This is a genomic window from Campylobacter concisus, assembly GCF_003048775.2.
GTDB lineage: Bacteria > Campylobacterota > Campylobacteria > Campylobacterales > Campylobacteraceae > Campylobacter_A > Campylobacter_A concisus_I.
On sequence record NZ_CP049272.1, the window covers coordinates 914,383 to 933,565 of the forward strand.

Consider the following 19,183-nt stretch of genomic DNA (forward strand, 5'->3'; position numbering starts at 1 on the left):
TCATTTGCAAAAAGTTTTGTGGAAAATAAAAAAAAGAGTATAAAAAAGATGGAGCGGGAAACGAGATTCGAACTCGCGACCCCAACCTTGGCAAGGTTGTGCTCTACCCCTGAGCTATTCCCGCAGTTAAAATGAAGTCCGCATTCTATCAGATTGTTTTTCATTTGTCAAGATTTTATGGAAGTTTTATAAGAGAAATTTCACTATTTTGTAAAATTTCGCTTTGATCTGGGCTAGTTAAAAACATAAAAGTGCTTTTTAAAATATGATCTATCATGCCAGAGCCGTATTTTCCACTATTTGTTGCTATAAATTTATCATTTTCAATATTTCCAAAAATAGCATTGATCCTACCTGATTTTACCTTTAAACTTTGTGCATTTATAGCATTTTGCATCACAAAGCAATCCTCTTTTAAAAGAGGCAAAACAAGCATCATCATGCAAACATAAGCTGCCATTGGATTTCCAGGAAGGACAAAAATAAGTTTGCCATCTTTTTCATAAGCCTTGCAAGGTTTGCCAGGTCTTATATCAATATGTGAAAAAATTTCATTGTATCCAAGCTCGATTAGAGCTATTTTCATAAAGTCAGCCTCCCCAGCACTTGCTCCGCCAGAGCAGACAATGATGTCATAGTTTGTAGTATTTAAAAACGCCTGTTTTACGGCGTCTAAATTATCTTTTATGATGCCAAGATATGAGCTATCTTGCCCTATGGAGCTTAAAAGTGCAGCGATGCCAAAGGCATTTGCATTGTAAATTTCATCCTCGCTCGCTCTTTGCCAAGGCTCGATGATCTCGTTTCCACTTGAATAAATTCCAACACTAGGCTGTTTTTTAACATTTATAAAACTTATGCCCTGTGCTGCTAGCATCATTATGCCTCTAGTGTTTAAAACCTCGCCACTTTTTAGCAAAATTTCACCAATCTTTACCTCTTCGCCTTTAAAGCGATACCCATCACCTTTTTTAAGATTATTTGGTGCTTTTATAAAATTTCCTTCAACAACACAATCCTCAATCTTTATGATTGTATCAGTACCCTTTGGCATCTTCGCGCCAGTCATTATCTTAACGCACTCATTTTTGCCGATGCTTAGCTGCTCTTTATCGCCTGCAAAGGCACTTGCAACTATTTTATATGGCTTATTTTTATCTTCAAATTTCACAGCAAAGCCATCAAGCGCAGAGTTATCAAAACATGGTAAGTCTTTTACCGCCACTACATCATTTGCCAATGTTTTACCAAGAGCCATACTGATAGGCAAAATTTCACTATCTATTTTTAATTTAAATTTAGATTTAAGCGCATCTAATGCATCATTTAGTAGCATTTTTACTCCTCAAGCCTAATAATATTTGCACCAAGGCCTTGAAATTTCTCTTCTAAATTTTCATATCCTCTATCAAGGTGATAAATTCTATGTACCAAACTTTCACCATTTGCTATAAGAGCAGCTAGTATCAGCGCTGAGCTTGCTCTAAGATCTGTCGCCATCACATCGGCTGCATTTAGCTTAGCTGGTGCATAAACACTTGCAATATGTCCATTTAATTTAATATCCGCTCCCATTCTAGCAAGCTCACTAACGTGCATAAAGCGGTTTTCAAAAAGCCTCTCATCTATCGTGCTAACGCCATTTGCTGCAAGGCAAAGCGCCATAAATTGAGCTTGCATATCTGTTGGAAAGCCCGGATACTCGGTGGTTCTTATCTCCACTGGTTTTATCTCTTTTGCTGGCAATATCGTGATCTTATCGCCGTCTACTTCGATACCAAAGCCCATCTCTTCAAATTTATTTAAAATGGCTGTCATGTGTGCAGCATTTGCCTTTGTGACTGAAATTTTGCTATTTGTTATAGCTCCAGCACAAAGATATGTGCCAGCTTCGATCCTATCAGGAATTACTTCAATATCGCAAATTTCAAGCAATTTTTGGCCACTTCCAGTTATCTTTAGCTCGCTTGTGCCGATGCCTTCTATTTTAACACCACTCTTAGCCAAAATTTCACAAATTTGCACCACTTCAGGCTCAAGCGCCACGTTAAAAAGTTCTGTCGTGCCGTGGGCTAGGGCTGCAGCCATGATGATATTTTCACTACCAGTTACGGTGATCTTATCAAAAACGATCTTTGCACCTTTTAGTCCATTTGGTGCTGTTGCGACGACATAGCCTTGCTTTATTTCGATATTTGCTCCCATTTTTTCAAGCGCATTTAGATGCAGATCAATAGGTCTTTGTCCGATCGCACATCCTCCAGGTAGGCTCACTTCGCAGTGGCCAAAGCGTGCAAGAAGCGGTCCAAGTGTCAAGATGGAAGCGCGCATTTTTCTAACGATATCATAGTTTGCAGTTGTTGAGCTTACACTGCTTGTGTCTATGCTTAGTGAGTTTTTATCTTTAAATTCGCACTTTGCTCCTAGGTTAGTTAGCAGTTGGCAAAGCGTTTTTATATCAGCGACATTTGGGATATTTGTTAAATTTACACTTTTTTTTGCAAGTAAGGTTAGGGCGATGATCGGTAGAGCAGCATTTTTGGCACCGCTTATTTTTACTTCGCCACTTAATTTGGCATTTCCTTTTATCTTTAAATAGTGCATCATTGTTTTTTGCCTTAAGAAAATATGTTTTTTGCCGATATTATATTGCTTTTTAACTTAGAATAAAGAAAGCAAAGCACTATTTCCGGTTCATTTACGTTTAAAAGTTAAAATTGCAAACACTAAAATTTTGGATATAAATATGTCAAATTCAATAAATAAAAAAATCTTTTTTATACTTAGCATTATATTTTTTACAGGTTGTTCTTTTACCTCTAACCAACCGACAACTCCGCAAAATGAAACAAATCAAACCGTAACTTCAAGTGTTGATTTTAGTGAGCAAATGATTGGTGAAATCATAGATGAAGATAATGATAGAGAAGATAAAAAATTTGGTTCTTTTTTTAAAAAATACCTAAATACAAGAGCGGGCGGCGATTGCTCAGGATTTGTTTCTATCGTAAATGCAAAGTATCAAAATATGTATTTTGATGAAAAGACAATAAATCGCTACTACGATAATGGCGGTAGAAAGTCAAAAGCGATCTATAATTTTTATGAAAGTAAGAATTTAATTACTCATAAAAATCCAAAAATAGGTGATCTTGTATTTTTTTCAAATACTCTTGGCAAGGGCATTCAGAAAAATAAAGATAAGAAAAATATCACTCATGTTGGCATAGTTACAGCTGTTCTTGGCGATGAGACGGTAAAATTTATACATAATTCTGGCGGAAAGATAATTCATAGCTATATGAATCTAAAACAAAAAAACGTGCATCTAAAAGGAAATCAAGAGATAAATAGCTACCTTGTAAGGTGTTCAAACTCAAGTTGCTTGGCAGCAAATAGATTTGCTGGATATGGCAAAGCAAAATAAATCAGAAATTTTTACTAAAAACCTTTTAAAACAAATACTAGGCTCAAATTTTAAGCATTATTTATATAAATTTACACTCGTAAATACAGATTTATATAAAGAGAAAATATGAATTTTTTTGATGAAATTTGGGAAATTTTAAATGAAGGCGAGATTGGGCTTAAATTTTTAAAATTTGAGCTATTTTATGAGAAATTTAAACGAGATTTTAATATAAATTTTTACGAAAGCTCTAAGCCAAACGAGCTAATAACGCCAAGCTACGCAAAATTTTGTGAAGTGGTTAGTATGAAAGAGCTAAACAAAAAAGTAAAGCCAAAGGATAAAAATTTAAATTTTATCCATTCGGTAGCTCATATTGAATTTAGTGCTATTGACATCGCGCTTGATGCTTGTTATAGATTTAGAAATTTGCCAAGAGAATTTTATGAAGACTGGCTAGAAGTGGCTGAAGATGAGATCAGACACTTTTGTATGATAGAAAATTTGCTCTTAAAGCGTGGTGGTAGATACGGCGAGCTAAGTGTGCATGATGGGCTTTTTATCGCACTTCAAAAGACTTCAGATAGTCTAACTAGCCGTATGGCACTACTGCCAAGATATATGGAGGCAAATAGGCTTGATGCAAACGCTCATATTATAAAAAGGCTCGAAGGTGAGGGCGGAAATGAAGAGCTGATAGAGTGCCTAAAAGTTATCTTAAAAGAGGAAGTCTCTCATGTTTATAAAGGCGATAAGTGGTTTAAATTTGCTTGCAAAAAAGAGGGTATTGACGAAAATAGCTACTTTGGCATTATCTTAAGTTTGTATCCAAATTCATTTAAAAATGTTAGAGAGATCAATGAGCAAGATCGCTTAAAAGCTGGATTTAGCAAAGAAGAGCTTTGCTTGATAAAGAATTTCTCAAAGGAGAGATAGTGAGTAAAATTTATTTCATAAGACATTCAAAAGCGGTTGATGAGAATAAGGACGGAGCTAAAGATTCCTTAAGGGAGCTTAGCCAAAAAGGCAAAGAAGACGCTAAATTTATGGCAAATAGACTAAAAATGTATGATGTGATGCCAGGGGCTATCTTTTCAAGCAGTGCTAAAAGGTGCGAGCAAACGGCAAAGATTATTGCTAAAACTTTAAAATTTAAAGAAGAGACCAGTCTTATAGATGAGCTTTATGATATAAGCTTTGAAGATCTTTTAAAATTTGTCAAAAATATAGATGAGAGTTTGGATGAAATTTTTATAATCACGCACAACCCAAGTATAACCGAAATTTGCGAGTATTTAAGCGATTCGTCAATAGACAATATCCCAACTTCTGGAATATTTTGCGTTGAGTTTGGATGTAAATTTAGTGAGTTAAAAGAGGGCGGTGCAAAAGCGTTATTTTTTGACCACCCCAAAAAACATCAAAGATAATTTATTGCTTTATTTTTTATCTTTAAAAATTTCATTATATGAAGTAAAAATTTGCTCGCTTAGATCTTCTATTTTCTTAGACTTATCAACAAAATAATTCAAATTTTGTTCGTTGTAGCCAGAGGCTGACTTCTCGAGCAAGAGTTTGATTTCATTATTTAGCGACGATGTAAGCTCTTTTGACTTATCAAAATTTTTGTTTTGTTTGTGTTCGCTTATACTCTCGTTCTCATACCAGTCTAGCAGGCTCTGCGCTAAATTACGTATTTCCTCACTGTATCCTTGCTCGTTTATAAGGTCAGAGTACACTTTGGTTTTGTAAGCGATTTGCGAAATTTTTGCGATTATGGCAAAGGTTTTATTTTCGACATATTTTGATGTTTGAGCGGTATTTTGTGCGTTTGCATTAAACTCGCTCAATACCTTTTTGAAATTTTCTACATTTTGTGTTGTTAGTTTAGAAATTTCATCGATTTTTTTAGAATTTTCATCGATATCATTTACCTCTTGCTGAAGTGTTTTTATATTGACTTCTATGTCGCTTGCGGCTTTTTGTGTGTTTTCAGCTAGTTTTCTTACCTCATCAGCAACTACCGCAAAACCACGTCCGTGCTCTCCTGCACGAGCGGCTTCAATGGCGGCATTAAGAGCAAGCAGATTTGTCTGATCGGCAATATCTTTTATTAAATTTAAAACAGAGCTTATTTCAGAGGCCCTAGTGCTTAGCATACCAGTAGCATTTGAGCAGCTTTGTACTAGACCATCAAGCTCTCCCATGTTTTGACTAAGTTCGACGATGTTTGACATATTTTCTCTTGCTATTTGTGCAGTTTGTCTAGCATCTGTTGCCGTTTGGCTTAAATTTTTGATACTTTCGTTTAGATCATCTCTTACATAATTTATGCCATTTATGCCGTTTCCAAGTTTGTCAAGCTCGCTTGATAGAAGACCTCTAACCTTGCTTTTTTGGCCGTCTTTTATACCTGTGACACCCTTGCTCATAGATATGGCATTTCGTTTAAATAAACCCCTAAACCCTTCTACAAATATATTTCTATATGTTTTTGAGTTTTGTGCAGCTTGGACTGAGGTTGAAATTTCACGTTGAAGCGCCTCAACTTGATCTAATAGATCATTTATGCCAAGGGCGACTTCATACATCTCGTCCTTTTCTCCAACATTTACAATGCGAGGCTCTAGTATACCATTGCTTGCCGATTTGACAACACTTAAAATCTCATTTATTGCATTTGATTTTTTCTTAAACATATCTAGAACCTTTGCAAGTTGTTTATAAATTCATCATAGCTTGTTGATTTTTCTTCCAAAAATTTTAATAAATATTTTTTAGATGCTTCAATACCGCCATCTCGTTCTAGCTCAAGTAATTTTGCATAAAGTGGTTTTATGATCTCTATTGCTTTTGCATTTGGCTTACGTCTAACAGAATAGTATCCAACGATATTATCTTGCTGATCAAGCGAGGCTGTGATATTGCCAAATACCCAGTAAAATCCACCATTGAGAGTTTTATTTTTAATAAAGGCAAAAATTTCCTCTTTATTTTGTATGCGTTCCCAAAGTAGCTTGAAAATAACTCTTGGCATATCAGTGTGCCTTATTATATTGTGCGGTTTTCCCAAGAGATCACCTTGTTTTACTCCTACGATATTTAAAAAAGGCTCGTTGCAATAAGTAATCCTTCCTTTTGTATCCGTTTTTGAAACTAAAAATGCGTTCTCATCAACGCCATATTCTCTTTCTATAGGCATTTTACTCCTTTAAATGTTGATTTAATTTTTAACAGCTTTCGCCATATCCCACATTGGCATAAATATACCAAGGGCGAGCAAAAGCACCATAGCTGCGATAAATATTAGTAGTATCGGCTCAATATAGTTTGAAATATTATCAATAATATCATTAAATTTCACTCTATAATAATCAGTAACTTTTTGTGTCATGTCGTCTAAGCTACCACTTTGTTCGCCAGCACCTATCATCTGTATGAGCATACCCTCATAAAGTCCAGTTTGCCTAAAGGCCTCGGTTAAGCTTATGCCACGGCCAACCAGTACTTTTACAGCAGTTAGCTTATTTCTTATATCTTGATTTGATACGGTGACGACAGCAGTATCTAGCGCATCAGCGATAGGAAGTCCTGCGCGAACAAGCTCTGTAAAGATTAGATTAAATCTACTCATATTTGCAAAAAATATTATCTTGCCCACAAGATAGACTTTTAGTAGATATTTATCGACCTTATCCCTAAAATTTTCATCATTTGAATATTGCTTTTTTAGCAAAAAAGCAAAAGCAACAAGAACAACTATTATATATATACCATAATTGCTCATTATGTATTCAATGTTTAGTAAAATTTTAGTAGGAAGGGGGAGGTCGGCATTAAGCTGGCTAAAAATTTCTCGAAATTGCGGAACAACTGATGTCATGAGCACAATAAAAGCCAAAATTATAGAGCATATTACGGTTATTGGATACCTTATAGCTTTTTTAAATTTTTGTTGGTTATCCCAGACTTCTTGCAAGATAGAAGCTAGCTTTGATAATGCATCAGCCATATTACCAGTGCTCTCTCCAAGCCTTACCATAGCGACAGTGACATCACCTAGCTCTTCTTGAAAATTTTCTATACTTTGAGTTAAACTTGCGCCTTGATTTAGGTCTTCATCTAGTGTTTGAAATATTGTTTTTAGCCTTTTATCCTCAGTAGCATTTGCTGTCTCTTTTATGCCATCATGTATTGATATACCAGCATTAGTCATAACGCTGAGTTGCCTTATGGTAGCGACTAGAGCTGGAATTTTTACTTTCGAAGAAGAGAAAATTTTGTTAAATTTTTCTTGCAAATCCAAAAAGTCATTGTTAATGCTTGAGACCTGAGCTTCTTTTATCTTTACTATCATGCCTTGAATATTTGCACGATTTTTAACATCATTTTTGCTATTGGCCTTTAGGCTCATCTTTTGGCGTTTGCCATCTTTTATATATTCTATTTCGTAAAATTTCATATCTTGGCAACTCTATATACTTCTTCGATTGTTGTTACACCATTTGCTGCGCGTATAACGCCATCATGGAACATATCTATAAAGCCTTCGTCATAGGCAGCCTTTTTAAGCTCTTCTTTTGAAGCGTTATTTGCTACGATACTTGCTATGTGATCACTGATAGATAATATTTCACTTATCATTTCACGCCCTAGATATCCGGTTTGTGAGCAGTGTTGGCAACCTACGCTTTTATAAAACTGATAATCTTCAGGGAGAAATTTCTTAATCTCATCAAGAGCTTTTTGAGATAGCGTGACTTTTTGTTTGCAATACGGACAAAGCTTTCTTACAAGCCTTTGAGCCTCAATGCAAACTAGTGCACCACTTACTAAATATGGCTCAATGCCCATATCAACCATACGAGGCAAAGCGCTAATAGCGTCATTTGTATGAAGTGTGGAAAAGACTAAGTGACCAGTTAGTGCCGCTTGAATTGCGATCCTAAGCGTCTCTTGATCTCTGATCTCGCCTATCATAATAATATCTGGATCTTGCCTCAAAATAGAGCGAAGAGCCGAGATAAAAGTAAGCCCAGCCTTCTCATTGACATGTACTTGTTGGATCATATTTAGCTGATACTCGACCGGATCTTCAACGGTAATAATCTTAGTTTTTACACTTTTTATATCATTTAATGCACCATAAAGTGTAGTCGTTTTTCCTGATCCTGTCGGACCAGTAACTAGGATGATGCCATAAGGTGCTTTCATACTCTTTTTAAACTTAGCAAAGTTATCTGGATGCATACCAAGGTCTTCAATGTTTATGATAACTTTTGATTTGTCCAAAATTCTTAAAACTATGCTTTCGCCGTTTAAAATAGGTAGTGTAGAGATACGAAAATCGTACTCTTTGTCTAAAATTTGAGCTGAAAATCTACCATCTTGTGGGCGGCGACGCTCCGCGATATCCATATTTGAAAGTAGCTTCATTCGGCTTACCATCGGAGGATAGATATCTTTATCAAATATAAATGTCTCACTTAGCATACCATCTATCCTGCTTCTTACGATACAGTTTGTCTCGGTTGGCTCGATGTGAATATCGCTCGCTCTGCTTTGAATAGATGTTTTTAAAATTATCTCAATTAGCTTTAAAATTCCAGAACTTTCTGTGCTTTGCCCTTGGCTACTGGAGCTTGAAAGCTCTTTTCTGATCTCTGTAATAACGTCTTTAATGCTTTCATTAAGAGCTATTTTGTTTATATATTTTTCTATCTGGGCTGGATCGGCGCAAGCTACTTTTAATAGCTTTCTGTTAAATAAATTTTGAACTTTATCTTGAATGATCACATCAAAAGGATTTTTAAAAGCAACATAAACGCTTATCTCGTCTTCTTTTACAGGGATCGCATTATATGATCTTAGCTGCGAGGTGCTTAGCTTTTCACTAATACGGTAGTCGATGTCTATATCATCAAGATCAAAAAATGTAATTTTAAATTTATCACATACATATTGGATGAAGCGTTTTTGATCTATCTGAAGACTAGTTGAAATTTCATCAATGTCAGTGTGTCCTCTTCTATAAATATCAGATAGAATTTCAAAAAAAATCTCTTCTTCTAGCATATTTTCTTCAAGCAAGATAGCCAAAAGACTTTTTTCGTTTATTTTTTTTATCTCTGCAATCTTTAAAATTTGCTCATCATTTAGTTTATTAAGTTGCTCTAATGTTTTTAGCGTTAAATTTTCTAAGTTATTCATCTCTTCTCTTTATCTATACTCAATCTGCGAAGTAAGATCGTCATTTTTAAAAATTTTTAAAATCATTTTTGCAAAATTTGAGCCAACGATTGCACTAAGTTCATATCTTGTATCTGAATTTGGTTCTTCAAAAATAAATACACCAAGCTCCTCAACGTATTCTTTTTTGACAAATTTATCAAATATAAATGAAAGAATGTAATCGCTCTTTGGAAGCCTAATATAGCTTATATCAGCCCCATCCAAGATAGCATGAAGCAATAGCTTTTTTTTAAGCAATATATCAGCAAAATATGCTGCATTCTCTCTTGAGCTTTGTGTTTTTGATAGCTTGCTTGCTGGAAGAGCGAGCCTATCTATATCATTTATTTTTAAGCAAGATATACCAAAGATATTAAGAAATTCTTCATTTTGTGAATCTTTTAAAAGATCTTGTATTTTTTGATTACAAATTTTAGGATATTCAGCTTTTTCAAAATAACTTTTAATGTCAGCCGTCCCAAACGCAAAGGCATTTAATGATAAAAATATAATAAGTAAAAATTTCACAACGTATCACTTTTTATCTTATTTATTAGCTCATTTATCTCGGGCTTATTTTTATTTTTATTATATTCTTCTAATGCGCGCAAGGCATCATCTTTTTGTTTTAGCATATATTTTGCCTTAGCAAACATGACCCAAGACTCCTCAATGCTACTATCTAAATTATTTGCCGATAGTGCCCATTTTATAGTGTCGCTATATCTTTTGTCTTGATAGCATCTTCTTGCTATTTTAAGGGCGATTTCTGGATTTTTATTTTTATTAAAATTTTCTTTTAGCATAGAAATTTCATTGTTTTCACTTGAAATTTGAATATCAATTTTTGGCTTTGCCTTTGGTTCCAATTCTATTATCTCTTCATTTGGTAGAGGCTGTTCATTTTGCATATTTTCATTTTCAGTTGGTAAATTTAGCTTTAGCCAACCGCCACCACTTCTTTGTTTTTTATCTGATGCTTGTTCTTTACTATCTTCATTCAGCTTTATGGATTGTTCTAGCTTTTTAGCTATTTTCTCGGCGAGTTCATCTTGTTTTTTATCTGATTCAAATCTCTCTTTTGCTTGCTCACTTTTTTGTTTGCCATCTTCTAAAATATTTTTGCTGACATTAGTTTCAGCAAAGGTTATGTTTTTTTCTTTTATATCTGTTTGTATTGTCAAATTTTTCTCAACTAAAGCTGGAGTACTAGTTGTCTCTTTTTTGTTTTTAGCATTTGAGAAAAATAAAAAAGCACCAAAAATAAAAGCAATTAGCAATACCGTAATTATTAAAAGGCCTAACTTTTTATGTGATAACAATTTTAAAAAGCTATTTTTATTCTTTTTTTCGTACTCTTCATAGAGCTTTTCTAGCCTTTGAATTTCTTGTAATTCAAGCATGAATTATTCCTGTATCAAGTGCAGACATTGTCAAAATTTTAATATTTGCGTCCTCGCTACTTAATTTTGATGGCTGATTTTGTTCATAATATTCACAAATTTCATAAAATTTATACATAATTTTATTTAGTGTACGTAAATTTCCGCAACAAAGCTCATAGGCCTTGTCATAGTCTTTTTTCTGAAAATTTAGGTATTTATCGTAGCCTTTTTGTCCTATTTTTCTTTGCAAATAAACTATGATTTCATTCGTGTTTGCACTTCCAAGCTCTATACTCTCCCAAATTCTAGTTTGAAAATAGTCCTTTGCTAACACATCTTCATTTTCAGTTTTATGAATAGTAAATAGAAATTTAAATAATCTTGTATCGGCCATTAGCCTTATTTTTTCGATCAATTCAGTAGGATAAAGTTGTGCTTCATCCAGAATGACAACTATTTGGTTTTGTAAAATTTCATCTTTATTTTTAAATTCTTTTGAGTAGTGTGCGACAAAACTTTCAAAATTATTTATATTATCAAGCTTATTTCCGTATATATCTTCACAAAGAGCTTCTATAAATGTAGCCTCGCTAAAAAAAGGATGCGGAAAAAAAATTAATTTTTTATCCTTTTGAAGATCAGAGGCTATCTTGTTTAACAAAAAGGTCTTTCCACTACCAGGCTTGCCATAAAAAAGTATAAGTTTTAATGGCTTTTTTAGAGCCGAAACGATCTTATTGTAACAAGTGATTGAGTTATCTAGATTAACAAAATCAGCTACTTCGTCTTCGTTGATAAAGATATCTTTTATATCTGTATAAATATTCTTGTTATTCATAGATCGTTTTAGAAAAACCTAAGTCTTTTAATGATTGATTAAGTGGCTTTTTTTTGTTAAAATCAACCACATGAGGAGTGATGACAAAGATAAGCTCTGTTGTTTTTATATTGTCTCTTGTGCTTTTAAAGATACCACCTATAAGTGGGATATCAGAAAGAAGAGGTACGGAAGTATTATTTTTACCCTTTGTCTGGCCTATTAATCCACCAAGAATAATAGTATCACCGCTATCAACTTGAACAACAGTTGAAAGCTTCTTTTGCACCGTATCTGGAGCAATCTCTCTTAACGCATTTTGTCTTGTGTCGTCTTCTGCGTATTTAAAGTTACTAAGCGATGGATTGATTCGAAGCATGATTTTATTATTATCAGAGACTTCTGGTAATAAATTTAATAATATGCCTATAAAAACAGAGTATTGTTTATAAGTAGTTGTCAGCCTATCACTATTGCTGTTTCCATTGTCGGTCTTTTGTTGAACACGGTAGTTTATGTTATCACCAACTGAGATTAGCGCTTGCTGATTATTAAGTGTTGTTACTTTTGGGCTTGATATAACCTTTGTCTTTCCATTTGTTTCAAGAAAATTTATCATTCCATCAAGACTAAAATTTAAATTAGCTGCGATATTTAATGTACGGCCAAATCCATCACTTAGGCTATTGCCTTTATTTGTCCAAGTAGCACTTGAGCTCGGATTATTTCTTGAATTACCAATGTATGTATTAAATCCAAGTTCAAATTTACTCCAATCAACACCTTGCTTATATTCATTATTTAATTCAACTGAAATAATAGAAACATCAATAATTACTTGTTTTTTTAGTCTTTTTTGCATTTCATCTATATATTTTTCGACTCGCTTAAGTTGAGAAGGAGTGGCCGTAACAGTGATAAGGCCTGCGTTTTGATTTATGATAGGATCAGGCGCTGTGATATGTTCGCTACTATTATTTAAAATAGCTTTAAGCTCAGCATCTAGTTTTTCCCAAAAGTCAAACCTCTCAGTAGTTTTTATAAGGTTGCTTGAGCCTTGAGAACTATCATCTTGGGAATTATCGCTACTACTTGAACCACTAGAAATTTCAGATGGAGTAGCATCCACTGAAGCTTGGGTGACAGCAGTTCCTTCTCTAATAGAAGTTATATAATCTAGTTTAAAAATTTGAGTTTTTAAAGATGAAATTTTTAATACATTATTTGAAAACTCGTAGCTTAAATTTTTCTCACTTAAAAGTAGGTCAAAAACTTCGCTAAGACTCATATTTCTGATATTAACGCCAAAAACTTTATCTTTTAGCTCCGTTTTACTATAAGTATCCTTTGCAACAATACTAAAGTTACACATCTCTGAAAGCTGATTTAACACATCTACTAGCGCAACATCATCTGAAATTTTCATATTAAAATTCTTGCTTAAACAACTACTTTCGTTGGCACTAGCATAATTCATATTTAGACAAATTAGTGCACCTATTATTAATATTTTATTTAATCTTAATCTCAACATTTTTACTTCCATTTTTTAAAATTAGCTCTTGTTTTTCATCGCCTTTTACTAAAAAAACACTATTTTTAGTAATATTGGCTATTTTGTAACCATCAACAATATCACCGACAGCATACCACTTGGAATCAATATTTGCTTTGTTTAATAAAATTGCTTTTAAACTAAGCCCTTTTGAAGCTTGAGGGGCAATTGATAAATTTTGATCTGTTACCGTCTTGATAGGTTCTTGCTTAAAAGGATTTTTTATGCTCGAAAGCTCAATATCACTAAGACCGCTTCTTTTTTCCTTTATTTTTTCAAAAATTTTATCATAAGAGTCCATTTCCTCTTGAAGCTGATTAGCAAAAGCAATATTTAAAAATAAAAAAGCAAATAAAATTTTTATTTTCATTAGTATTTCATCCCCCAAACAGATATTGAGATCTTAGCGCCAAGCTCTTTTTGGGTAGAATTTACATCCATTTTATGAAGATCAACCACTAGCTTTGATTCTTCAAGGCCATTTATATATGAAAGTATATCTTTAAAACCTCCCAAAAATGTCAAGTCAATATTTAAAATTTGCTCAATTTTTTGGAAATTTGGCTCTTTTATATCACTTTTTAACTCTAAAATTTTTATATTATTTTGCTTCGCTAAAGATACGATATTGTCTAAGAAATTTGCCCAATTTTGATCGTTAAATAATAAAAACGATAGTTCTTTTAGCTTTAAGTCAAAATGAGCATTAAATTTTAAAACGCTAGAATATTTGCCTTTAAGTGTTTCAAGTATTTTTGACTCTTCATTTATTTTAAAATTTTTATCCCCACTAGGTGAGCTAGTCGATCTTAAATAATCTCTTGTTCTTGAAAGATCATTGCTAATTTTAGTATGCGCATTAAGTCTTTCATCATAAAAATCTTGCGACGGATCAAAGCAAAGCATATAAACAATATAAATAATAATTAAAGCTGAACCCAAAAAAATTATATTTGTTTCGCTTTGCTTTTTTGCATCAAAATACTTATCTATTTTACTTAAAACGTCTTGTCTCATTGTCTAATCTCTATACTTATATTGCTTTCATATTCGTTGTTTTGCCTATCTTCTTTAATTTTTCTTGTATTTACTGAATATTTAGGCATCTTGCTAATATCTTTTATTAGCTGCGTAATCCTTTTTTCATTATCGCTAACAACCGTTACAGTTAAATTTTTATCATTATTTTTAATATTTGTTATAAAAATGCTATTGTTATTTATCATATCGGTAATTTCAAAAAGATTTAAACCTTTCATTACGTAGTGATCTTTTTTGTTTTCAATTTCTTGAAGCAATCCTTTTCTAAAATTTAACTTCTCTTCCTCTTTATCAGTTAATCCTTTTATATCGTTTTGCTCTTTTTTTAGTATTTCAAGAGTATTTCTTATTTGTGCTGCTTGTGCATTAAGAACATCAAGCTCATCGCTTAGTCTTTGCGAATCTGCCTCTAAAATACTGCCAGCTATATAATTATAAAATGGATAGGACATGCTTAGGCAAAAAGCAGCGGCACATGTCAGTATAAATTTACCGCTTTTTCTCTTTGTGAACGGATCAGGCCTAAGTAAATTTGAGAAGTTAAAATCGGCATTAAAGGCCTCTTTTTTGTAAAAATTTGCATATAAAGCCATCATGTTATATCGTTCGCTAATGGCTAAATTTTTAGAATTTATTACAGTGCTTGTATTTAATTTCGTAGCATTTGTGCCGAGCTTTGTATTGATAAATTTTTCAAAACGCTCTATTTTATAGTCACAGTCAATATAGATATTTTTTATATTTATGCTATAGATTCTATTGACAACATTTATCGTGTCATTTACGTAAAATATGTAGTCCTCAAAAACAGTATTTAGATCGTAGCTAAAGCCTTCTTCATTGCTATCTAAAAGTCCTCTTGTCTTTAGGATATCTAAAAAGCTTTCTAGGCTTACTCTTTCGCCACTTTGCTCTATAAATTTATCTTTTAGATAATTTAGTGTGTATCTTAAACCTCTTGATGTAAGGTATTCCCCATTTACATAAATGCTTATAAATGCTTCATCGGCCCTAAATGTCAAAAAACAATCACTCTGAGTGCTAGGAAGTAAGCCTTTTTTATATATAGCACTATATAAAAGCGGCTCTACAACGACATAATCTATAAAAGGTACTCTTTTAGAAATATTTTTAAAAATTTTATTTATCGTTTCATTTGTAGCAATAAAAACATTAAAAATTCTATCTTCTTTTTCAACATTGCTTTCAAAATAAACTATTTTATAGTCAATCGCAGGATCAAGAGAGAGCTCTTCGTAAATTTTGATCGAGATATTATTTTCAATATCCTCATCATCTATTGTTCTTGAGATGTTTATGGTAGCTGTTATTATATCTTTGTACTCGATGTAAGATATAAAGAAGTCTCGCTTTAAAATATTCTTTGAGAGACTTAGCGAATCGACATTGCTATTAGAAAATCTAAAACCTTCATATTCATAAGGATCTAGCGTAACGATTGGATTATCGTTAATTTTTCTAAGCTTTAACATAAAAATTTACCTCATAATGCTCTAATTGGGCTGTATTTTAATATTTTTACAATAAAAAATCAATATCCAATTATTTTATTAAGGCTCTTTTCTTCTTTACTCCAGCCTTTTTTAACGATTACATCGAGTTTCAAAAAGACCTTTGATCCGGTTAAATTTTGTATTAACTTTCTTGCAAAAATTCCTATTCGTTTTATCGTTTCACCATTTTTTCCGATGATCATACTTTTATGGATTTCACGCTCAGTGATGATACTTGCAAAAATTTCAGTAATGCCAGGTTTTTCTTTTACGCTTTTTATGATCGCATCGCTAAGATATGGGATCTCATCGCTTAAATTTTCATAGATCGCTTCAAGTATAAATTCTCTAAAAATTTCCTTCTCATTTGTCGGAGTAAGAAATTCTGGATCGTAAAAGTACTCATGCTCTGGCAAAAGCTTGCAAATTTCATCAAGAAGCGGCTTTTTATAGGTAGGCTGCTTGGTGCTAAAAGTAAGTAAGGCTGCAAATTTATCTTGAAATTTTTGATACTTAGTGATCTTTTCAAGTACCTTTGCATTTGAGCTCTCATCGACTTTTGTTAGTACTAAGATGTGTGGTTTTTCAGGATTTAGTGCCAGAAATTTCTCATAGTCTTCTGTATCATCATGGATGGGCGCTAAAAATACGATGAGATCACAGTCTCCCATCGATTTTATCGCTTGGCTAATTAGCAGTTGATTTATCACCTTGTTGCTTTCATGAAGTCCTGGCGTGTCGGTGAAGATGATCTGATCTTCACCATTCATAACGATGCCATTTATCTTTCTGCGAGTTGCGTTTTGCTTGTGCGAGACAATGGCGATCTTTTCGTTTAACAAAGCATTTAAAAACGAGCTTTTGCCAGCATTTGTGCGTCCTATGATGCTAACAAAGCCTGATTTCAAAGTATATACCTCGCTAGGTCTTGATCCTCAACCACGTCTTTTAGGCGCTCTTTTACGAGCTCTTTTGTTACATTTATCTTCTCGCCGCTCTTTTCGCTAGCCTCAAAGCTAATATCTTCTATCACGCGCTCGATTACCGTATGAAGGCGTCTAGCACCGATGTCTTCCATCTTTTCATTTGCGGCATGAGCGATCCTTGCTATCTCTTTTATCGCTTCATCGTCAAATTCTAGCTCGACATTTTCAGTTGAAAGAAGTGCGATGTATTGCTTTAAAAGCGAATTTTTTGGCTGAGTTAAAATTTGATAAAGCGCGTCCTCATCAAGGCTATCAAGCTCGACTCTTAGTGGGAAACGACCTTGAAGCTCTGGGATGAGATCGCTTGGTTTGCTTATATGAAAGGCGCCAGCTGCAATAAATAAGATATGATCTGTCTTTAAATTTCCAAATTTTGTATTTACATTTGAGCCCTCAACGATCGGTAACAAGTCTCTTTGCACGCCTTCTTTGCTAGGATCTTGCCTGTTTGAGCTACCTGAGCCAACGGCTACCTTATCGATCTCGTCTATAAAGATGATGCCCTCGTTTTCAGCTCTTCTTAAAGCCTCAGTTTTTACGCTTTCAAGGTCTAAAATTTTATCATTTGCTTCGCTTTGAAGGGCTTTTTTGGCGTCTTTTACCTTCATCTCTTTTTTGATGTTTTTACCGCCGATGCCAATTATCTTTATAAAGCTCTCTTGCATCTGCGCCATATCAGGTGGTACGTTTGAGCCAGCTTCAAGCGGGTTTTGCTGTACCTCGATCTCTATGCTTAGCTCGTCAAGCTCGCCGTTTCTTAGCCTATTTAGCATTTTTTCATAGCTCTTGGCATACTCTGCTTGTTTCTCTTCGCTAGCACCTTTTGGAAGTGGCGGCAATAGCTTTGAGACGATCTTTTCTTCGATGTAGGCGTTGATTTTGTCTTGGTTTTTCTCGCTTTGCTCGTTTTTTACGAGATTATATGAGGCCATTGCAAGGTCTCTTACCATGCTTTCAACATCGCGGCCAACAAAGCCAACCTCAGTATATTTACTAGCCTCAACCTTGATAAATGGCAGACCCATCATCTTTGAAAGACGCCTTGCGATCTCAGTTTTACCAACACCAGTTGAGCCGATCATCAAGATATTTTTTGGCATGATGTCATCTTGCAAGCTCTTTTCAAGCTTCATACGGCGATATCTGTTGCGAAGTGCGATCGCTATGATCTTCTTGGCGTCCTTTTGACCGATCACATAGTCATCTAAAAATTTAACAATTTCTCTTGGTGTTAAGTTCATTTTCTCTCTTATTCTAAAACATAAGTTTTGATGTTTGTATTTGTATAGATGCAAATTTCGCCGGCGATCTTAAGGCTCTCTTTGACTAGCTCCTCTTCGTCGATATCAGCAAATTTATCTAGAGCACGAGCCGCTGAAAGTGCGTAGTTTCCGCCGCTTCCGATAGCTGATATCTTGCCATCTTCTGGCTCGACCACATCTCCAGTGCCACTAAGCAAGAAAATTTTATCCCTATCAAGCACAAGCATCATCGCTTCAAGCTTTCTTAGATACTTGTCTTTGCGCCACTCTTTGCTAAATTCTATCACCGCCTTTAGCAAATCGCCTTTTGCATGTTCTAAATTTTTCTCAAACATATCAAAGAGATTAAACGCGTCAGCGGTGCTACCAGCAAAGCCAGCTAGGACTTTGCCGTTGTGAATTTTGCGGATTTTTACGGCATTGCCTTTTAAGACAGTATTACCAAAGCTCACTTGTCCGTCGCCGCCGATGACTGATTTGTTTTTGCCTTTGTAGGCTAAGATGGTTGTCGCATGAAACATCTACTCTCCTTGCACATCAACCTTCAAGCTCGCATTTATCGAGTGTCCTAGCTTTACATGAACATCATAAAGGCCGACTGCTTTTAAGTGAGTGTCCATGTCGATCGCTTTTTTTTCGACTACTAAATGGTGAGTTTTTTCAAGCTCTGCTGCGATCTCCTCTTTTGAGACCGAGCCAAAAAGAGAGCCATTTGCGCCAAGAGTTTTTTTGATGACGACTGTCACTTTTGCAAGCTCTTCTTTAAGTTTTTCTAAATTTGCGATCTCATATTTTAGCTCTTCGGCCTTTCTTTTTTGGGCCGCTTCATATTGGCGAAGGACATCTGGAGTAGCTGCTTTTGCAAAGCCTTTGCCGATTAAGAAGTTGTTGCCGTAGCCATCTTTTACCTCTTTTATCTCGCCAGCTTTACCAAGCGCTTTTACATCTTTTATTAATAATACTTTCATTTTTATCCTTTTAAA

The 19,183-nt window shown here is 34.2% G+C and carries 20 protein-coding genes and 1 tRNA gene; 3 read left to right on the forward strand and 18 right to left on the reverse strand.

The genetic code is table 11. The features are described from left to right. Positions 1 to 49: 49 nt before the first annotated feature. From CVT17_RS04620 to murA, 3 genes are all read right to left on the reverse strand, one after another. A tRNA-Gly gene (locus CVT17_RS04620) sits at positions 50 to 124 on the reverse strand. Positions 125 to 175: 51 nt separating this feature from the next. Continuing rightward, complete coding sequence (locus CVT17_RS04625; protein ID WP_107858774.1) at positions 176 to 1,336, reverse strand: molybdopterin molybdotransferase MoeA; 1,161 nt, start codon at positions 1,334 to 1,336, stop codon at positions 176 to 178. Between the two features lie 2 nt (positions 1,337 to 1,338). Further along, positions 1,339 to 2,607, reverse strand: a complete 1,269-nt coding sequence (gene murA / locus CVT17_RS04630; RefSeq protein ID WP_107770375.1) for a UDP-N-acetylglucosamine 1-carboxyvinyltransferase — start codon at positions 2,605 to 2,607, stop codon at positions 1,339 to 1,341. A 139-nt stretch (positions 2,608 to 2,746) separates the two neighbouring features. Here murA and CVT17_RS04635 point away from each other — a divergent pair, with 139 nt between their 5' ends. The 3 genes from CVT17_RS04635 (at position 2,747) to CVT17_RS04645 (ending at position 4,839) form a co-directional block, all read left to right on the forward strand. After that, positions 2,747 to 3,427, forward strand: a complete 681-nt coding sequence (locus tag CVT17_RS04635) for an NlpC/P60 family protein (protein ID WP_107770374.1) — start codon at positions 2,747 to 2,749, stop codon at positions 3,425 to 3,427. A gap of 108 nt (positions 3,428 to 3,535) precedes the next feature. Beyond that, on the forward strand, positions 3,536 to 4,345 hold the full coding sequence (locus CVT17_RS04640) for a ferritin-like domain-containing protein (protein ID WP_107858773.1): 810 nt from the start codon (positions 3,536 to 3,538) through the stop codon (positions 4,343 to 4,345). Further along, positions 4,345 to 4,839: a SixA phosphatase family protein gene (locus CVT17_RS04645; protein WP_107858772.1), complete on the forward strand. Its 495-nt coding sequence runs from the start codon at positions 4,345 to 4,347 to the stop codon at positions 4,837 to 4,839. The genes CVT17_RS04640 and CVT17_RS04645 overlap by 1 nt, the downstream gene beginning before the upstream one ends. Before the next feature lie 9 nt (positions 4,840 to 4,848). Here the strand turns inward: CVT17_RS04645 and CVT17_RS04650 are convergent, their stop codons facing one another. The 15 genes from CVT17_RS04650 to rplI are packed head-to-tail and all read right to left on the reverse strand — an operon-like array spanning position 4,849 to position 19,168. Next, positions 4,849 to 6,108, reverse strand: a complete 1,260-nt coding sequence (locus tag CVT17_RS04650; RefSeq protein ID WP_103641093.1) for a methyl-accepting chemotaxis protein — start codon at positions 6,106 to 6,108, stop codon at positions 4,849 to 4,851. A 2-nt stretch (positions 6,109 to 6,110) separates the two neighbouring features. After that, on the reverse strand, positions 6,111 to 6,611 hold the full coding sequence (locus CVT17_RS04655; RefSeq protein ID WP_072594212.1) for a PAS domain-containing protein: 501 nt from the start codon (positions 6,609 to 6,611) through the stop codon (positions 6,111 to 6,113). A gap of 21 nt (positions 6,612 to 6,632) precedes the next feature. Continuing rightward, positions 6,633 to 7,871 carry a type II secretion system F family protein gene (locus tag CVT17_RS04660; RefSeq protein ID WP_107858771.1) on the reverse strand — a complete coding sequence of 413 codons (1,239 nt, stop codon included), beginning with the start codon at positions 7,869 to 7,871 and terminating at the stop codon, positions 6,633 to 6,635. After that, positions 7,868 to 9,619 carry a GspE/PulE family protein gene (locus tag CVT17_RS04665; protein WP_107858770.1) on the reverse strand — a complete coding sequence of 584 codons (1,752 nt, stop codon included), beginning with the start codon at positions 9,617 to 9,619 and terminating at the stop codon, positions 7,868 to 7,870. Before CVT17_RS04665 ends, CVT17_RS04660 begins: the two co-directional genes overlap by 4 nt. 9 nt (positions 9,620 to 9,628) lie before the next feature. Further along, positions 9,629 to 10,168: a hypothetical protein gene (locus CVT17_RS04670; protein WP_107770368.1), complete on the reverse strand. Its 540-nt coding sequence runs from the start codon at positions 10,166 to 10,168 to the stop codon at positions 9,629 to 9,631. Next, a complete protein-coding gene (locus CVT17_RS04675; protein WP_107770367.1) occupies positions 10,165 to 11,043 on the reverse strand; it encodes a transformation system protein in 879 nt (292 codons plus the stop codon). Before CVT17_RS04675 ends, CVT17_RS04670 begins: the two co-directional genes overlap by 4 nt. After that, on the reverse strand, positions 11,036 to 11,863 hold the full coding sequence (locus CVT17_RS04680; RefSeq protein WP_054196616.1) for an ATP-binding protein: 828 nt from the start codon (positions 11,861 to 11,863) through the stop codon (positions 11,036 to 11,038). Before CVT17_RS04680 ends, CVT17_RS04675 begins: the two co-directional genes overlap by 8 nt. Then, a complete protein-coding gene (gene mshL / locus CVT17_RS04685; protein WP_107858769.1) occupies positions 11,856 to 13,376 on the reverse strand; it encodes a pilus (MSHA type) biogenesis protein MshL in 1,521 nt (506 codons plus the stop codon). Before mshL ends, CVT17_RS04680 begins: the two co-directional genes overlap by 8 nt. Then, complete coding sequence (locus CVT17_RS04690) at positions 13,354 to 13,767, reverse strand: hypothetical protein (RefSeq protein WP_188116659.1); 414 nt, start codon at positions 13,765 to 13,767, stop codon at positions 13,354 to 13,356. Before CVT17_RS04690 ends, mshL begins: the two co-directional genes overlap by 23 nt. Continuing rightward, the gene (locus CVT17_RS04695; protein WP_107858768.1) at positions 13,767 to 14,414 is read right to left on the reverse strand and encodes a pilus assembly protein PilO; all 648 of its coding nucleotides are present in this window, start codon (positions 14,412 to 14,414) and stop codon (positions 13,767 to 13,769) included. The genes CVT17_RS04690 and CVT17_RS04695 overlap by 1 nt, the downstream gene beginning before the upstream one ends. Further along, positions 14,411 to 15,931: a C4-dicarboxylate ABC transporter gene (locus tag CVT17_RS04700; protein WP_107858767.1), complete on the reverse strand. Its 1,521-nt coding sequence runs from the start codon at positions 15,929 to 15,931 to the stop codon at positions 14,411 to 14,413. Before CVT17_RS04700 ends, CVT17_RS04695 begins: the two co-directional genes overlap by 4 nt. Positions 15,932 to 15,990: 59 nt before the next feature. Continuing rightward, positions 15,991 to 16,860: a GTPase Era gene (era, locus tag CVT17_RS04705; protein ID WP_084107945.1), complete on the reverse strand. Its 870-nt coding sequence runs from the start codon at positions 16,858 to 16,860 to the stop codon at positions 15,991 to 15,993. Then, on the reverse strand, positions 16,857 to 18,179 hold the full coding sequence (hslU, locus tag CVT17_RS04710) for an HslU--HslV peptidase ATPase subunit (protein ID WP_021089127.1): 1,323 nt from the start codon (positions 18,177 to 18,179) through the stop codon (positions 16,857 to 16,859). The genes era and hslU overlap by 4 nt, the downstream gene beginning before the upstream one ends. An 8-nt stretch (positions 18,180 to 18,187) precedes the next feature. Then, the gene (hslV, locus tag CVT17_RS04715; RefSeq protein ID WP_107858766.1) at positions 18,188 to 18,721 is read right to left on the reverse strand and encodes an ATP-dependent protease subunit HslV; all 534 of its coding nucleotides are present in this window, start codon (positions 18,719 to 18,721) and stop codon (positions 18,188 to 18,190) included. Further along, complete coding sequence (gene rplI / locus CVT17_RS04720) at positions 18,722 to 19,168, reverse strand: 50S ribosomal protein L9 (RefSeq protein ID WP_107858765.1); 447 nt, start codon at positions 19,166 to 19,168, stop codon at positions 18,722 to 18,724. It lies immediately after the preceding gene. Between the last annotated feature and the right edge of the window lie 15 nt (positions 19,169 to 19,183).

What these genes read in the sequence shown, in the direction of transcription:
- CVT17_RS04625 (WP_107858774.1), bottom strand. Translation starts at nt 1,336, where the DNA reads ATGCTACTAAATGATGCATTAGATGCGCTTAAATCTAAATTTAAATTA.
- murA (WP_107770375.1), bottom strand. Translation starts at nt 2,607, where the DNA reads ATGATGCACTATTTAAAGATAAAAGGAAATGCCAAATTAAGTGGCGAA.
- CVT17_RS04635 (WP_107770374.1), top strand. Translation starts at nt 2,747, where the DNA reads ATGTCAAATTCAATAAATAAAAAAATCTTTTTTATACTTAGCATTATA.
- CVT17_RS04640 (WP_107858773.1), top strand. Translation starts at nt 3,536, where the DNA reads ATGAATTTTTTTGATGAAATTTGGGAAATTTTAAATGAAGGCGAGATT.
- CVT17_RS04650 (WP_103641093.1), bottom strand. Translation starts at nt 6,108, where the DNA reads ATGTTTAAGAAAAAATCAAATGCAATAAATGAGATTTTAAGTGTTGTC.
- CVT17_RS04655 (WP_072594212.1), bottom strand. Translation starts at nt 6,611, where the DNA reads ATGCCTATAGAAAGAGAATATGGCGTTGATGAGAACGCATTTTTAGTT.
- CVT17_RS04660 (WP_107858771.1), bottom strand. Translation starts at nt 7,871, where the DNA reads ATGAAATTTTACGAAATAGAATATATAAAAGATGGCAAACGCCAAAAG.
- CVT17_RS04665 (WP_107858770.1), bottom strand. Translation starts at nt 9,619, where the DNA reads ATGAATAACTTAGAAAATTTAACGCTAAAAACATTAGAGCAACTTAAT.
- CVT17_RS04675 (WP_107770367.1), bottom strand. Translation starts at nt 11,043, where the DNA reads ATGCTTGAATTACAAGAAATTCAAAGGCTAGAAAAGCTCTATGAAGAG.
- CVT17_RS04680 (WP_054196616.1), bottom strand. Translation starts at nt 11,863, where the DNA reads ATGAATAACAAGAATATTTATACAGATATAAAAGATATCTTTATCAAC.
- mshL (WP_107858769.1), bottom strand. Translation starts at nt 13,376, where the DNA reads ATGTTGAGATTAAGATTAAATAAAATATTAATAATAGGTGCACTAATT.
- CVT17_RS04690 (WP_188116659.1), bottom strand. Translation starts at nt 13,767, where the DNA reads ATGAAAATAAAAATTTTATTTGCTTTTTTATTTTTAAATATTGCTTTT.
- CVT17_RS04695 (WP_107858768.1), bottom strand. Translation starts at nt 14,414, where the DNA reads ATGAGACAAGACGTTTTAAGTAAAATAGATAAGTATTTTGATGCAAAA.
- CVT17_RS04700 (WP_107858767.1), bottom strand. Translation starts at nt 15,931, where the DNA reads ATGTTAAAGCTTAGAAAAATTAACGATAATCCAATCGTTACGCTAGAT.
- hslU (WP_021089127.1), bottom strand. Translation starts at nt 18,179, where the DNA reads ATGAACTTAACACCAAGAGAAATTGTTAAATTTTTAGATGACTATGTG.
- hslV (WP_107858766.1), bottom strand. Translation starts at nt 18,721, where the DNA reads ATGTTTCATGCGACAACCATCTTAGCCTACAAAGGCAAAAACAAATCA.
- rplI (WP_107858765.1), bottom strand. Translation starts at nt 19,168, where the DNA reads ATGAAAGTATTATTAATAAAAGATGTAAAAGCGCTTGGTAAAGCTGGC.